The organism is Pseudomonas sp. GM21 (assembly GCF_000282215.1).
Taxonomy (GTDB): Bacteria; Pseudomonadota; Gammaproteobacteria; order Pseudomonadales; family Pseudomonadaceae; genus Aquipseudomonas.
The window spans coordinates 66,349-82,125 of the sequence record NZ_AKJS01000112.1 but is presented as its reverse complement, the minus strand read 5'-3'; the positions used below and the strand labels follow the sequence as shown (position 1 = coordinate 82,125).

Genomic DNA, 15,777 nt, shown 5'->3' with positions numbered 1-15,777 from the left:
CCTAAAACTTGATTTCGCCCATAACAAAAACAATATAAAGCTTGCTCAGAGATCGACTGCCATGGCCGCACCCGCCTTGCCGCTCTCCCACGACGCCGTCATTCAGGACTCCTGGAAACGTTGCCGCGCCTTTGGTCTCGATCACCAGAGCGCACCCGCGTTTGATCAACTGCCGGCCGAAGGCATCGCGCAATTACTGGAGAGCCAACATTCCCTGGTGCAGACCACAAATCAGGAAGTGCTGCCGTACTACGAAAACATCCTGAGCAATTCCAACTGCCTGATCATGCTTGCCGACAATCAGGGCCAGGTCCTTACAACGTGGGGCACCCAGCGCTTTATCGAACCGAGCCTGACCCGTGGTTTCAGCGCCGGCGCCAGCTGGATGGAGCGTTGCAGCGGCACTAATGCAATCGGTACCGCACTTGCCTGCGAGCAAGCCGTGCACATTGAACACGATGAACACTTTCTGAAAGCCAACCGTTTCATGACCGGTTCCGCCGCGCCGATTTTCGATGCCGAACGCAAAGTAATTGCGGTGCTGGATGTGTCCAGCGACAGCTACCTGCCGCCTTCGCACACCCTGGGCATGGTCAAAATGATGAGCCAGACCGTGGAAAACCGGCTGATTCTGAACCTGTTCCATGGCCAGCATTTTCAACTGACTTTCAACACCGGGCTGAACAACCTCGACAGCCAATGGGCCGGGCTGATGATTTTCGATGAGACCGGCCAGGTGCTGTCCGCCAATCGCCGGGCCGACAATCTATTGGGCATCAGCCTGTCGCGGGTCAGCATCGAGAGCCTGTTCAAGGTCTCGCTGCTCGAACTGCTGAACCAGCCCGACGGCCTGCCGTTCGCTTTGCAAGCTTCGGGGCGCAACCGCTTTCAATGCCTGTTGAGGCGACCTAAGCAGGTGCCGATTCAGCCTAGAGTTTTCGCCGAGCCAGTCGTGCCGGCACTCGAAGCGATCAGCCTCAACACCCTGCACTTCGGTGACGGCCGCGTAGAAAAAGCCGTGCGTCAGGCCGAACGCCTGTTGGAAAAAGACATTCCGCTGTTAATCCACGGGGAAACCGGGGTCGGCAAGGAAGTTTTCGTCAAAGCCCTGCACCAGGCCAGTTCACGCAGCAAACAGCCGTTCATTGCCGTCAACTGTGCAGCGATCCCCGCCGAACTGGTGGAATCCGAGCTGTTTGGCTACGAAAAAGGCGCGTTCACCGGCGCCAACCAGAAAGGCAGCATCGGGCTGATCCGCAAAGCCGACAAAGGCACCCTTTTCCTTGATGAAATCGGCGATATGCCGTTGCCGACTCAGGCTCGACTGCTGCGAGTGTTGCAGGAGCGTTGCGTGCAACCGGTGGGCAGCAGCGAGTTGTTCCCGGTGGATATACGGATTATTTCGGCAACTAACCGCTCGTTGCGCGAACAGGTGCAGTTGGGGCGGTTTCGTGAAGATCTTTATTACCGGATTGGTGGTTTGACCCTGGAACTGCCGCCTCTGCGCGAACGCAGTGACAAGGAAGCACTATTCAAACGCCTATGGGAGCAACACCGCGAACCGTCGCAGTGGGCCGGGTTGAGTCGTGAAGTGTTGGAGCTGTTCGGCCGTCATCCGTGGCCGGGGAATTTGCGTCAGGTCAGCAGTGTGATGCAGGTGGCGCTGGCCATGGCCGAGGAACAACCGGTACGGCCGGAGCATTTGCCGGATGATTTTTTTGTCGATTTGGAAATGGAACCGGTGGATTCGCCGGAGCCACTGGAAGTGGATTTGAATGATATTGAGGATTTGAATCGGCAGCTGCGGGCGGCTGGGGGGAATATTTCGTATCTGGCGCGGCGGCTTGGCGTAAGCCGTAATACCCTCTACAAGCGGCTGCGCCAGTCGGAATAACAAGCGAGCCCTACTGGCTGTGGCTGGCTTAAGACCATCGCGAGCAGGCTCGCTCCCACAGGGGATTTGTGTCGCGCGCAGATCTCAACCCTGATGAAGATCAACTGTGGGAGCGAGCCTGCTCGCGATGGCGTCAGCCTTGCCACCACGGCAATCAAGCACTACGCATAAACAAAAACCCGCACAAGGCGGGTTTTGTTTTGTAGCCAGCAAAGCAATCAGTCAGCCAACCGCCAGGTCGTACCGCCCTTCCCGTCTTCCAGCACCACGCCCATGGCGGTGAGCTGGTCACGGATACGGTCCGATTCGGCCCAGTCTTTACCTGCACGAGCCGCCAGACGCGCCGCAATCAGCGCATCCACTTCAGCCGCATCCACACGGCCTTCAGCGCCGGCCTGCAAGAAGTCATCCGCCTCAAGCTGCAACACACCCAGCACGCTCGCCAATTCTTTCAAGCGCGCTGCCAGACCCGCCGCGGCATCGAGATCGCTCTCGCGCAGGCGGTTGATCTCGCGCACCATTTCGAACAGTACCGCACAGGCTTCCGGTGTGCCGAAGTCGTCGTTCATCACCTGGGTGAAACGCTCGACGAAGGCTTCGCCGCCAGCCGGGGCCACGTTCGGCAGGCCTTTCAACGCGTGGTAGAAACGCTCAAGTGCACCTTTGGCGTCCTTGAGGTTGTCTTCCGAATAGTTGATCGCGCTACGGTAGTGGCTCGACACCAGCAGGTAACGCACGACTTCCGGGTGGTACTTTTCCAGCACGTCGCGAATGGTGAAGAAGTTGTTCAAGGACTTGGACATCTTCTCGCCATTGATGCGAATCATGCCGCAATGCATCCACGCGTTGGCGTAGGTCTTGCCGGTGGCCGCTTCGCTCTGGGCGATTTCGTTTTCGTGGTGTGGGAACTCAAGGTCGCTGCCGCCGCCATGAATGTCGAAGGTCTCGCCCAGGCAGCAGGTCGACATCACCGAGCACTCGATGTGCCAGCCCGGACGACCGTCGCCCCACGGCGAAGGCCAGCTCGGCTCGCCCGGCTTGGCGCCTTTCCACAGCACGAAGTCCAGCGGGTCCTGTTTGGACTCGTCGACTTCGATCCGAGCGCCGATACGCAGGTCTTCGATCTTCTTGCGCGACAGCTTGCCGTAACCCATGAACTTAGCGACGCGGTAGTACACATCGCCATTGCCCGGGGCGTAGGCGTAACCCTTGTCGATCAGGGTCTGGATCATCGCGTGCATGCCGGGGATATGCCCGGTGGCGCGCGGTTCCATGTCCGGCTTCTTGATGTTCAGGCGCGCTTCGTCTTCGTGCATCGCCGCGATCATGCGCTCGGTCAACGCCTCGAACGACTCGCCGTTCTCGTTGGCCCGATTGATGATCTTGTCGTCAATGTCGGTGATGTTGCGCACGTAGGTCAGGTCGTAACCGCTGAACCGCAACCAGCGGGTCACCAGGTCGAACGCGACCATGCTGCGGCCGTGGCCCAGGTGGCAGTAGTCGTACACGGTCATCCCGCACACGTACATGCGCACCTTGTTGCCATCCAGCGGCTTGAAGACTTCTTTGCTCTTGGTGAGCGTGTTGTAGATCGTTAGCACGTCATGTTCCTTGAATCACTGGCCCCAGGAGTCACGCAGGGTCACGGTACGGTTGAATACCGGAGCGCCCGGTTTCGAGTCCTTGATATCCGCGACGAAGTAACCTTCGCGCTCGAACTGGAAACGGTCTTCCGGCTGTGCATTGCCCAGCGAGGGTTCAGCACGACAACCGGTGAGCACCTGCAGCGAGTCAGGGTTGATGTTGTCCAGGAAACTGGCGCTGTCTTCGGCCTTCTCAGGGTTGGCCGAACGGAACAGGCGATCGTACAGACGCACTTCGCACTCGACGCTGGCAGCGGCCGGCACCCAGTGCACTACGCCTTTGACCTTGCGGCCTTCAGGGTTCTTGCCCAGGGTTTCCGGGTCGTAGGAGCAACGCAGTTCGACGATGTTGCCGTCGGCGTCCTTGATCGCTTCGTCAGCACGGATCACGTAGCTACCGCGCAGACGCACTTCGCCAGCCGGTTCCAGGCGCTTGTAGCCTTTTGGCGGCTCTTCCATGAAGTCTTCACGGTCGATGTAGATTTCACGGGCGAACGGCAGAACGCGCACGCCCATGTCTTCTTTCGGGTGGCACGCCAATTCGAGGTTCTCGACCTGGCCTTCCGGGTAGTTGGTGATCACGACTTTCAGCGGACGCAATACGCACATGGCACGCGGGGCGCTGTGGTCGAGGTCGTCGCGGATGCTGAATTCGAGCATGCCGAAGTCGACCACGCCGTCGGATCGGTTGGTGCCGATCATTTCGCAGAAGTTGCGGATCGATTTCGGCGTGTAGCCACGGCGGCGGAAGCCCGACAGCGTGGACATGCGCGGGTCGTCCCAACCGTTGACGTGCTTTTCATCGACCAGTTGCTTGAGCTTGCGCTTGCTGGTGATCGTGTAGTTCAGGTTCAGACGGCTGAACTCGTACTGACGCGGGTGCGCCGGCACTGGCAGGCTATCGAGGAACCAGTCGTACAGCGGACGGTGGCTTTCGAATTCCAGGGTGCAGATCGAGTGGGTGATGCCTTCGATGGCGTCCGACTGACCGTGGGTGAAGTCGTAGTTCGGGTAGATGCACCACTTGTCACCGGTCTGGTGGTGGTGAGCGTGACGGATGCGGTACATGATGGGGTCGCGCAGGTTCATGTTCGGCGAGGCCATGTCGATCTTGGCCCGCAGCACACGTGCGCCGTCCGGGAACTCACCGGCGCGCATGCGGGCGAACCAGTCGAGGTTTTCTTCCACGGAGCGATCACGGAACGGACTGTTCTTGCCCGGCTCGGTCAGGCTGCCACGGTATTCCTTGGCCTGTTCCGGGCTCAGGTCGTCGACGTAGGCCTTGCCGGCCTTGATCAGTTCAACGGCCCAGTCGTGCAACTGGTCGAAATATTGCGAGGCGTAGCGCACTTCACCGGACCATTCGAAGCCCAGCCATTTGACGTCGCTTTCGATCGCATCGATGTATTCCTGGTCTTCCTTGGCCGGGTTGGTGTCGTCGAAACGCAGGTGCGTGACACCACCGAATTCCTGGGCCAGGCCGAAGTTCACGCAAATCGACTTGGCGTGACCGATGTGCAGGTAGCCATTGGGCTCAGGCGGGAAACGAGTAACGATCTGCGTGTGCTTACCCGAGTCCAGATCCGCCTGGATGATCGGGCGCAGGAAGTTGACCGGCACGGCAGGGCCGGTCTTGGCATTCGAGGTAGGGTCGACAGTGGGCTTGCTCATAGGATCCTTGAACGTACAAGTGCGCGGCCAGAAGAAGGGCCAGATAAAACAAAGCCGCTATCATAGCCGATGCCGTCAAGCACCTGACAGAGCGCACCTGCAAACGGTCGCATTTAATAGGCTATCGATGAAAAACAGCCTCGAAATTCGCGCCTGTCACGCTAAACTGCGCTCCTTGGCCGAAAAAGGCTGAACAGGTGATGGGCCTTAGTGTCCCAAAATCCACGAATTCCTTGAAAGAGTAGTAATCATGACCCAAGTCAAACTGACCACCAACCATGGCGACATCGTCCTGGAACTGAACGCTGATAAGGCCCCGATCACCGTGGCCAACTTCATCGAGTACGTCAAAGCCGGTCACTACGAAAACACCGTTTTCCACCGCGTTATCGGCAACTTCATGATCCAGGGCGGCGGTTTCGAGCCAGGCATGAAAGAAAAGAAAGACAAACGCCCAAGCATCCAGAACGAAGCCGACAACGGCCTGCCGAACGTGAAGTACAGCGTTGCCATGGCCCGCACCATGGAGCCGCATTCGGCATCCGCCCAGTTCTTCATCAACGTGGCTGACAACAGCTTCCTGAACCACAGCGCCAAGACCACCCAGGGCTGGGGCTACGCCGTGTTCGCCAAAGTGGTTGCAGGCGAAGAAGTCGTCGACAAGATCAAAGGTGTTTCCACCACCATGAAGGCCGGTCACCAGGACGTGCCAGCAGAAGACGTGATCATCGAGAAAGCCGAGATCATTGAGTGATACTGCTGATTTCAGACTTGCATCTGGAAGAGGAGCGCCCGGACATTACCCGGGCGTTTCTGGATTTGCTCGCCGGACGCGCCCGCTCGGCGAGTGCGTTGTACATTCTGGGCGACTTTTTCGAGGTGTGGATTGGCGACGACGCCATGACGCCCTTTCAGCGTTCCATCTGCCAGGCCCTGCGCGACCTCAGCGACAGCGGCACGGCCATCTTTCTGATGCACGGCAATCGCGACTTCATGCTCGGCCAGGCCTTCTGCAAACAGGCCGGCTGCACGCTATTGAAAGACCCGAGTGTCGTGCCGTTTTATGGCGAGCCGGTGCTCTTGATGCACGGCGACAGCCTCTGCACCCGCGACGAAGCCTATATGAAGCTGCGTCGCTACCTGCGCAACCCCATCAGCCTCTTCATCCTGCGGCACCTGCCGCTACGCACGCGGCACAAACTGGCGCGCAAGCTGCGCAGTGAAAGCCGTGCGCAGACGCGCATGAAGGCCAATGACATCGTGGATGTCACGCCGGAAGAAATTCCGCGGATCATGCAAGCGTACGGTGTGAAGACCTTGATCCACGGCCATACCCATCGCCCGGCCATCCACAAGTTGCAGCTGGGCGAGCAAGCGGCCAAGCGCATTGTGCTGGGGGACTGGGATCGTCAGGGCTGGGCATTGCAGGTGGATGAGCAAGGCTTTGCGCTTGCTCCGTTCGACCTCGCCCCGCCACCGCAACTGGCAGCTCCCGCGAACTAAGCGCCAGACACAGATCCCCCTTGTGGGAGCGAGCCTGCTCGCGATAGCGCAATCACATTCAACATCTTAGTTGACTGATCCACCGTCATCGCGAGCAGGCTCACTCCCACAGGTTCGGCGTGATCCCTGTGGGAGCGGCGGTGCGGCGATCCGACTTGCCCGCGATAGCGCAATCACATTCAACATCCTAGTTGACTGATCCAACGCCATCGCGAGCAGGCTCACTCCCACAGGTTTGGTGTGATCCCTGTGGGAACGGGCCTAGAAATCCCGCTTGTAGAAGATGTCCAGCGAACTCGCCACGCCGCTTGCCGCTTCGAGGAAGACCTTCTTGCTCAGCTTGTAGCGCAGGGCAATGGTGTTGGCCGGTTCAAACACGCCCACGCCATAGCGCAGGCTGAGTTTTTCCGAGAGGTTGCCGCTGGCCACGACGGCGGTGGTATCGCCGGAGCCTTGGGTATCCAGTTGGAAATCCTGGATCCCCAGGTTTTTTGCCAGTCCGTCGGTCACTCCCGAACTGCCCATCAAGCCCAAGCCGAGCGCAGCCTGGGCGAGCATGTTGTTGTCTTCGCCATTGGTGCTCAGCGGGCGTCCCAACACCAGATAGGACAACGCCTGTTCCTGGCTCATGGCCGGTTCGGAGAAGATCTGCGTGGTCGGTTGCTCGGCGCTGCCGCTCAGGCGAATACCGGCGATCACGTCGTCGGTCTGGCGAATCGCTTCGACGTCCAGGTACGGCTGATCAAGCGGGCCGGCAAACAACAAGCGCGCCCGGCGCACGGTCAGGCGCTGACCGTAGGCACGATAACGCCCGTCGTTGAGCCACAGTTCGCCTCGCGTATCCAGGTTGTCGCCGATGTGCACCTGCCCCTGCACATTCGCGGTCAGGCCAAACCCGGCGAAGCTCAATTTATCAGCGCCAACCACCACATCAATGTCCATCTTCATGGCCAAGGGCGGCTTGCCCTCTTCGGTCTGTTGACCCACGATCACCACGTCATCGGATACCTTGACCGTAGAAGGCGGCAACTCACGAATGGTGATCTCGCCTTTGGGCACCCGCACTTTACCGGCGATGGCCAGCTCGTCACCCTTCATCGAGATCTTCAGGTCCGGCGCGACTTCCAGCGTGGCGTACGGCTCGACGCTGACCGGTAATTGCGAGCCTTTGAGCGCCAGGTCCACCACCAAAGCCTGTCCCCAGGCGATGTTGCCGTTGAGGGTGCCCTGCCCGGTCCTGCCGCTTTTCCAGTCGCCATTCAATTGCACGGTTTCACCGGCAATCACCGCTCGCACCTGCAAGGCTTGCAGCGCCATCGGCAATTGCGGCCCGGAGATTTCGCCGTCACTGAGCAATAGGCTGCCGTTGACCTGCGGCGCCAACAGGCCACCGGAAATCGTGCCACTGCCATTCAGGCGCCCGGTGAGCTTCTCGACCATTGGCACGAACGGCCGCGCCACCGACAAGTCCAGTCCGCTCAAACGGAACGAACCGGTCAGCGGTTTATTCTTTGGCAACGGATTGAGTTGCGCCTGAACCATCAATTCGCCGAGCTTGCCGCCGGCGAAATTGAGGTCGGTGTCGATGCGTTTCGGTGTGAGTTTGCTGGTGAGTTTCAGCGTCTGGTACGGGAAGTCCAGCCACTGGTCCTTCTCCTTCATGCGCAACGTACCGCCACTGGCGTCGATGCTGATCAGTCCATTTGGGCCGCTGGCGGGCAAGTCCAGTTGCAGGTCGGCGTTGAGCCGGCCCTTCCACGTGAAATCTTTCGGTAGCCACTGCGCCAGGCTTTCAATCGGGAACTGCTTGAGGTGAAAACGCAGCTTCGGCTCCGGTAACAAACGCTGGTCTTCGCCGCACAGGCTGGCCGGGCCGGACACCCAGCAATGGGCGCCGAGGTTGATGTTGCCGTCCGCCAGCCGTTCGAGTTTCGCCGGGCCTTGCAGCCTCCAGTCTTGCCCGCCGGTCTGGATATCACCGCTCGCCATACGCCCGCGCCAATTGCCTTGGTCCAGCGCACCGTCGAGGCCGAGGGCCAGTTTCAATTGCGGCCCTTGCAGGTCGAGGCTGAGCTTCTGGTTTTTGATGTCGCCCTGACCGCGGGCGGTCAGTGTGCCCAGCGAGGTGTCACCGGCCTGAATGCCGCTACCCTTGAGGTCGATTTTCGCCCGTTGTGCATTGTCGAGGGTCGCGTCGAGGTTGAGGCTTTGCAGGCGGTTGTCTTCGAAAGCCAGTTGCGTGCCTTGCAGCCCCAGCTTGCCTTGCGGCGCCTTGAGCGTGCCGGCGACATCGATGCGGCCGTTCAGTTGGCCGCGCAGTTGCGGCCAGAGTTGGGCCAGACGCGGCATCTTGATATCGATCTGGCCGGCGAGCGTCTGTTGCAGGCTGCCCTTGCCGTTGATGCTGTTGTCGCCAAGACGGATTTGCAGCGCATTGAGATTCCACTGTTCGCCGCCGCCATCGGCCTTGGCCTGGATAACGGCCGGTTGACCACGCAGTTTGCCTTTCAGATCGAGGTCAGCATTGAGGCTGAGCTTGTCATTCTTCATTTCTCCTTTGCTGCGCAACGGCCCGGCCAGTGTGCCCGGCAGCTCCGCCACCCAGTACGCCGGGTTGATCGCCGACAGGTCGAGCGCGGCGTCCCAGGCAATGCCATCGGCAAATTGCAGGTTCAAATGCCCGTCGGCCTTGCCCTGTCCGGCCTGGAGCTGGATTTGTTGCAGATAGATTTTGGTAAGATCGCCGCTGAATGGGCTGTTCAGGGTGAAGGCGCCGGCCGGGCCATCCAGCGCCGCTGTGAAGCTGCCGAGGTACTGGCCATCGGTGTAGGAGATAACGCCGTTGAAGCTGCGCAACGCCACGTCCGGCTCTTCGATCAGCGGATAGAGGCGGTGCCACGGAAAATCCAGCCAGTCGATTTTCGCGTCGGCACTCAGGCCTTTGCTCCAGTCGAGGGTGCCGCTGAGTTTGAGGCTTTGCTTGTCGTTGGCGGTGAGATCAAGGCCAGCGATCTGCGCGCCGTTGGCGTCGACCTTGCCTTGCAGCAGCAACGCGACCGGACCTTGTTCGGCAGGGAGTGTCGCTTTGCCTTGCAACTGGTAACCGTTTTTCAGGTCACCGTCGCCGGTGAGTTCCAGTTGATTGAGTTGCAAGGTGTCCGGCAAGTCGGCGACGGGTTTGAAGCCGTCGGCGGTGATTCTTACCCTGGCCGGCAGGTTGTCCGCCAGCGGTTGCAATTCACCGCTCAGTTGCCCGTTCAAGTAACCGCTGCTGTCGGCTTTCAGGTTCAGGGTTTTCAGCAGGTCGCCGTCGACTTTCAGCGCCAGTGCCCAAGGTTCGGGAGCCGGCAGGGTCAGGTTGCCTTCAGCCTTGAGCGGCCAGTTTCCCGTGGGTTGCAGCAGGCCGGAAAGGTTCAGGCTCAGGTCATCGCGTTGCAACTTCACCGAGTCAATCTGCAGGCCTTGCGCCGTCCAGTGGGCCGCCAGTTGCAAGCCTTTAAGCGCTTCGCTGCCGTTGAACAGCAGGCTGCCGACCTGGACATCACCCAGTTCTAGGGCCAAGGGCAATGCCAGGTCCGGAAGGCTGATCGGCCCGCTGCTTTCTTCATCGATACCGGGTGGAAATTGCAGGGTGACCCGATCGACTTTGAGTTGCTCGATGCACAGCGTCATACGTGTCAGGCACAGCGGCGACCAAGCGAAAATCGCTTTGCTCAGCTCGACCCGGCTGGTGTCCTGTTGCCACATCAAATGGTCCGCGCTCCACTGTCCACCCAGACGCCCCTGGAAATTTTCGGCGGTCAGACCCGGCACAAAACCGAGCGCCCAACGGCTGCCCGTGGCAGTGCCTAACACCGTGGTCACGGCGACAACGACCAGCATCAACAGTGCCAGAATCGCCAGCAGCGTTATTTTCAAACCACGATTCACAGCTCAGGCCCCATTGAAAAGTGCAGTCGAATGCCGCCGTCGTCGTCCAGCGCGTGGGCCAGATCGAGGCGCAGCGGCCCCACCGGCGAGATCCAGCGCACGCCGACACCCACCCCGGTCTTGAGGCTCGGCACTTCGAATGCATTAAAGGCGTTGCCCTGGTCAACGAAGGTCGCGATCCGCCATTTTTCGGCGACGGAGTATTGATATTCAGCGCTCGCCGCCACCATGTAGCGGCCGCCGATGCGGTCGCCCTCGGAGTTTTCCGGGGACAGGCTTTGATAGTCGTAGCCGCGCACACTCTGATCGCCACCGGCGAAAAACCGTAACGACGGTGGCACCGACTTGAAGCCATTGGTAGCGCTGCCGCCGACCTGTACCCGGCCCAGCAACCGGTGTTTCTCGAAAACCGTGGTCAAGCCTTTCACCAACGCGGTGCCGTACAACAGGTTGGTGTCCGAACCCAGGCCTTCTTTTGCCACTTTGGACTCGAATTGCAGTCGGTAGCCGTGGCTCGGGTCGATGCGGTTGTCGCTTTTAAGGTAGGAATAGCTGACGCCGGGCATCAGCAAAGTACTCAGCCCCGAGTCGTCACCCAGTTTGTAATCCTCGTGCTGCCATTTCAGCGACACCACGCGCTGCCAGCCACTGGGCAGTTTGCTGTGCCATTCCGGGCCGATGGTCAGCAGTTTGCTGCGGGTGTCGGTGCCGTCAATTTCTTCATTCTGATAACCACCGGCAAAGCGCAGTTTGTCGGTCAGCGGCGGTTCCAGGGGAATGTCGTAGAACAGCCCGACGTTTTGCCGCGGTGCCGAGACTTCAGCCTCCCAGCCATAACTGTGCCCCTGCGGGTTGACCCAGTGCCGGGTCCAGTTGGCCTTGATCCGGGGACCGACGTCGGTGGAATAACCCAGCCCCAGGCCCATGGTCCGTGGTTTGCGGGTTTCGAGTTTGACGTCTACCGGGATCACATCGTTTTTGGACGCCGTCGGCGTCGTATCCACCCGCACACTTTCGAAATAGCCACTCGATTGCATGGCCTGATTGAGCTCGGCGATCAGTTCGGAGTCGTAAGGTGTGCCTTGCTTGAACGGCACCATGCGTTGCAGCAGGTCATCGTCAAACGGCGTGTCGCCTTCGAAACTGACCTTGCCCAAGGTGTAGCGCGGGCCGCTGTCATAAATGAGTTCGATATCGGCCACGCCAGCACGCGGGTCCACCAACAACTTTTGACGGGTGAAGTGACCGCTGAAAAAGCCGAAGCGCGAAGCTTGATTCTGAATCAGGTGTTTGGCGTCTTCGTACTGACCATGATTGAGCACTGCGCCGGTTTTCAACGATGCGCCTTTGGGCACACGAAAAGACTTGAGCGAAGCGGCCGGGCCGTCGATGCGAATCGTGACATTGCGCAAGTGCACCGGTTCGCCGGGGTCGATGTTGAGTATCAGGCGCGGCGTTTTGCCGCCCGTCACATCGCTCTCGATCTGGGGCTGGTAATAGCCCAAGGCCTGGGCGGCCTTGCGCGCCTGCTCCTCGGCGCCGCGACTGAAGCGTTGCAACGCTTCTTCGTCACGATCGCCGAGACTGCCGATATAGCCCTCTATATTGGCTTTCAGTTCATCGTTGGACGGTTTGATCCGCACATCCAATTCACTTTTCGCCAGCACCGTGCAGCTGGTGAACAGCATCAGCACGCCACTGGTAATTCTTCCTGGAAACTTCATAGGCGCGGATGCTATCACGAGCTTGGGAGCGTGATAGAGCCTCCCGGGGCGTTAAAGTTCTACCGCCTATGCCGTTGAGGTTTTTAATACCTGAGGATTGGCGTGAAAAAAAACATGCTCGCGAATCGGTCCTACGGCGACCTCGCCGATTTCCTCGTAACCCTGACGCTTATAGAACTCCAGATAGCGTGAATTCCCGGTGTCGAGGATCACACCTTCGGAGGTTTCATCCACGGCGCACCAGTTATGCACCGCTTGCAGCAGTTGTTCGCCGAAGTGTTTGCCCTGGTATTGTGGGTGAACACCCAGCAGTGGCAGCACGTGGACCGAATCGGTCGGCACGCAGGCGGCAACGGCGGCGTGGTAGTCGAGGTAGCGGCGGGTGCAGCGAAACCCCGCGCTGAGCACCATACGCAAACGCCAGGCCCAACTTTCGGTGATGCCCAGGCGCCGTTGCGGCGGCGCGATCAACGCGATGCCGATCAAACGGTCGTTGACCAGCAGGCCAATGGCCGGCAAGTCCTGAAGAAAGTGCTGTTTAACCAGCTCACGCACCGTCGCCCGCACGCGATGTTCATAGCCGGGGCGTTCGGCCTCGAACAGGTAGCCGAAGGTCGGTTCGTGCCGGTAAGCGTGGTAAAGCAGGGAACGTGCTTCGTGGGCATAGCCACTGTCGAGCATGTGAATGTCGGCAATGGCGGTCGAGGTTTCGGGCATAACGGTTGATCTCCCCGGTACAGCTCAAATGGCTGTGCTCTTGTTGTTACGAGCCTTTTGCTAGCAACACAGTTCCCCCACAGGTATAGACCAAGGCTAGATCTTCATCGACCGGGCTGGCCTCTTCGCGGGCAAGCCCGCTCCCACAGTAGATCTTCAGTGAGAACAAAATCTTTGTATTCAGGAGATTCCCTGTGGGAGCGGGCTTGCCCGCGAAGAGGCCAGCGAAGACAACACATGTCTGACAGAACAAGGTAACTCCCCTGCCAACACTGGCCCGATTCCTACATGTCAGCTAGCATCGCCCTTTTGCCAGGACTGCCGACCATGAAGATCGTCTCCTTCAACATCAACGGGCTGCGCGCTCGCCCGCATCAGCTGGCGGCGCTGATTGAGAAACACCAGCCGGACGTCATCGGCTTGCAGGAAACCAAGGTTCACGACGACCAATTCCCGCTGGCCGAGGTTCAGGCGCTGGGCTATCACGTGTATTTTCATGGGCAGAAAGGCCATTACGGCGTCGCCCTGCTCTCGCGCAAAGAACCACTGGCCTTGCACAAAGGCTTCGCCACCGATGAAGAAGACGCTCAGCGACGCTTTATCTGGGGCACATTCGCCGACGCCAATGGCGTGCCGGTGACCATCATGAACGGCTATTTCCCACAAGGCGAAAGCCGCGACCACCCGACCAAGTTCCCGGCCAAGCAGCGCTTCTACAGCGATCTGCAGCAACTGCTGGAAAACCAGTTCAGCAACGATCAGCCGCTGGTGGTCATGGGCGACGTCAACATTTCGCCGGAAGACTGCGACATTGGCATCGGCCCGGACAACATGAAACGCTGGTTGAAAACCGGCAAGTGCAGCTTCCTGCCGGAAGAACGGGAATGGATGGCCCGTCTGAAAAACTGGGGCCTGGTGGACAGCTTCCGTCACTTGAACCCGGACGTGACCGACCGCTTCAGCTGGTTCGATTACCGTAGCCGCGGCTTTGAAGACGAGCCCAAGCGCGGGCTGCGAATTGACGTGATCATGGCCTCCCATGGCCTGTTGCCACGGATCAAGGACGCCGGCGTGGATTACGACCTGCGCGGGATGGAAAAACCATCCGATCATGCGCCGATCTGGCTTGAGTTAAGCTGATTTTTAAAGCTCAACACAAAACCCTGTGGGAGCAGGCTCGCTCCCACAATTAAGAAACAACTGTCATCTTTCGGAAATCTTGCTGACTTATTCTCGCCGCACTTTCTTTGGGTTATTAAGGTGCGGGCATGACGCTGCGCGTTTTGTTTATCTTGATGCTGTGCGCCGGCCTGCCGTTGATGGCGCGGGCAGGCGATTTACCGACGCCTGAAAACGGCCCGGTGTTGCGCATCCAGGGTTCCAACACCATCGGCGCGGCCTTGGGCCCGGCGCTGGTCGAAGGCCTGATGCGCGAACAGGGTCTGCTCAAGGTTCACAGTGAACGTGCGAATAAAGCCAACGAACAACGCATCGTCGGCGAAACCGCACAGGGTCGCCAGGTCGTGGTGGAAGTCGCCGCCCATGGCTCCAGCACCGGGTTCAAGGCCCTGAAAAACGCCAGCGCCGACCTCGCCGCGTCCTCGCGCCCGATCAAGGACAGCGAACTGGTAGACCTCGAGTCCTTGGGCGACTTCAAAAGCCCTGAGGCCGAGCAAGTCATCGCCATCGACGGGCTGGCTATCATCCTTCACCCGCAAAACCCGCTGAACACACTCGACACCGAACAACTGGCGCGAATTTTCAGCGGCGACGCAAAAACCTGGGAGGAACTCGGTGGGACCGGTGGAGCGATTCATCTCTATACGCGGGATGATCAATCGGGCACCTATGACACGTTTAACGAAGTAGTCCTCAGCCGTCATGGGAAAACGCTGAACAGCGCCGCCAAACGCTTCGAATCCAGCGAGCAACTGTCTGACGCCGTCAGCCACGACCCGCAGGGCATCGGGTTCATCGGCCTGCCTTATGTGCGTCAGGCCAAAGCCGTGGCGATCGTCGATGGCCAATCCCAGGCAATGCTGCCGCTCAACAGCCTGATCGCCACGGAAGACTATCCGTTGTCCCGCCGGCTGTTCTTTTACCTGCCGCCGCAGGGGAAAAACCCCTGGGCCGACGCGTTGGCGGCGTATGCGCAAAGTAGTCAAGGCCAGGCGATTGTCGCGGCCAACGGTTTCATCGCCCAGACGGTCCAGGCCATCACGGTCACGCCGAATGCGTTGATGCCGGAGGGTTATCAGGCTCTCAGTCGTCATGCCCAGCGGCTGTCGGTGAATTTTCGTTTTGAGGAAGGCAGCGCGACGCTCGACAACAAGGCACAGCAGGACCTGTCGCGGGTGCTCGACTATATAAAGCAGCGTGATAAAACCAATCGCCAAGTCACGCTGGTAGGGTTCGGCGATGCCAAGAGCGACCCGGCGCGCGCCGATCTGCTGTCGAAGTTGCGGGCCATGGCGGTGCGGCGGGAACTGGTGAGAAGCGGCGTGGTGTTTCGCGAGATTCGCGGCTTTGGCGCCGAGATGCCGGTGGCGGCCAATAGTGGGGATGAGGGGCGGATCAAGAATCGGCGGGTTGAGGTTTGGGTGTATTGAGTCAGAGGTTGATGCGGCGAATCGGGTGACGCTATCGCGAGCAGGCTCGCTCCCACAGGGTCCACCTTGACCTTGTGGGAGCGAGC

The 15,777-nt window shown here is 59.6% G+C and carries 10 protein-coding genes; 5 read left to right on the top strand and 5 right to left on the bottom strand.

Translation table 11 applies throughout. The features are described from left to right. The first annotated feature begins 61 nt into the window (after positions 1 to 61). Positions 62 to 1,894: a sigma-54-dependent Fis family transcriptional regulator gene (locus PMI22_RS10420; RefSeq protein ID WP_007946964.1), complete on the top strand. Its 1,833-nt coding sequence runs from the start codon at positions 62 to 64 to the stop codon at positions 1,892 to 1,894. A 218-nt stretch (positions 1,895 to 2,112) separates the two neighbouring features. On the opposite strand, the gene cysS is transcribed toward PMI22_RS10420, so the two are convergent. After that, positions 2,113 to 3,495 (bottom strand): cysteine--tRNA ligase, encoded by a 1,383-nt coding sequence (gene cysS / locus PMI22_RS10425; RefSeq protein ID WP_007946963.1) that lies wholly within the window; start codon positions 3,493 to 3,495, stop codon positions 2,113 to 2,115. Between the two features lie 15 nt (positions 3,496 to 3,510). After that, positions 3,511 to 5,208 (bottom strand): glutamine--tRNA ligase/YqeY domain fusion protein, encoded by a 1,698-nt coding sequence (locus tag PMI22_RS10430; protein ID WP_007946962.1) that lies wholly within the window; start codon positions 5,206 to 5,208, stop codon positions 3,511 to 3,513. A 250-nt stretch (positions 5,209 to 5,458) separates the two neighbouring features. Here PMI22_RS10430 and PMI22_RS10435 point away from each other — a divergent pair, with 250 nt between their 5' ends. Together PMI22_RS10435 and lpxH are read left to right on the top strand one after the other, a co-directional pair. Next, positions 5,459 to 5,962, top strand: coding sequence for a peptidylprolyl isomerase (locus PMI22_RS10435; RefSeq protein ID WP_007946961.1), 504 nt, complete (start codon positions 5,459 to 5,461; stop codon positions 5,960 to 5,962). Next, a complete protein-coding gene (gene lpxH / locus PMI22_RS10440; protein ID WP_007946960.1) occupies positions 5,959 to 6,711 on the top strand; it encodes a UDP-2,3-diacylglucosamine diphosphatase in 753 nt (250 codons plus the stop codon). Before PMI22_RS10435 ends, lpxH begins: the two co-directional genes overlap by 4 nt. A 261-nt stretch (positions 6,712 to 6,972) precedes the next feature. On the opposite strand, the gene PMI22_RS10445 is transcribed toward lpxH, so the two are convergent. From PMI22_RS10445 to PMI22_RS10455, 3 genes are all read right to left on the bottom strand, one after another. Beyond that, positions 6,973 to 10,641 (bottom strand): translocation/assembly module TamB domain-containing protein, encoded by a 3,669-nt coding sequence (locus PMI22_RS10445; RefSeq protein WP_007946959.1) that lies wholly within the window; start codon positions 10,639 to 10,641, stop codon positions 6,973 to 6,975. Continuing rightward, a complete protein-coding gene (locus tag PMI22_RS10450) occupies positions 10,638 to 12,365 on the bottom strand; it encodes an autotransporter assembly complex protein TamA (protein ID WP_033049399.1) in 1,728 nt (575 codons plus the stop codon). The genes PMI22_RS10445 and PMI22_RS10450 overlap by 4 nt, the downstream gene beginning before the upstream one ends. Before the next feature lie 66 nt (positions 12,366 to 12,431). Further along, complete coding sequence (locus tag PMI22_RS10455; RefSeq protein ID WP_007946957.1) at positions 12,432 to 13,082, bottom strand: GNAT family N-acetyltransferase; 651 nt, start codon at positions 13,080 to 13,082, stop codon at positions 12,432 to 12,434. A gap of 327 nt (positions 13,083 to 13,409) precedes the next feature. Between PMI22_RS10455 and xthA the strand changes: the two genes are divergently transcribed. Together xthA and PMI22_RS10465 are read left to right on the top strand one after the other, a co-directional pair. Continuing rightward, positions 13,410 to 14,222, top strand: a complete 813-nt coding sequence (gene xthA, locus PMI22_RS10460) for an exodeoxyribonuclease III (RefSeq protein ID WP_007946956.1) — start codon at positions 13,410 to 13,412, stop codon at positions 14,220 to 14,222. A gap of 128 nt (positions 14,223 to 14,350) precedes the next feature. Beyond that, positions 14,351 to 15,691 carry a substrate-binding domain-containing protein gene (locus tag PMI22_RS10465; protein ID WP_007946955.1) on the top strand — a complete coding sequence of 447 codons (1,341 nt, stop codon included), beginning with the start codon at positions 14,351 to 14,353 and terminating at the stop codon, positions 15,689 to 15,691. Positions 15,692 to 15,777: the final 86 nt, after the last annotated feature.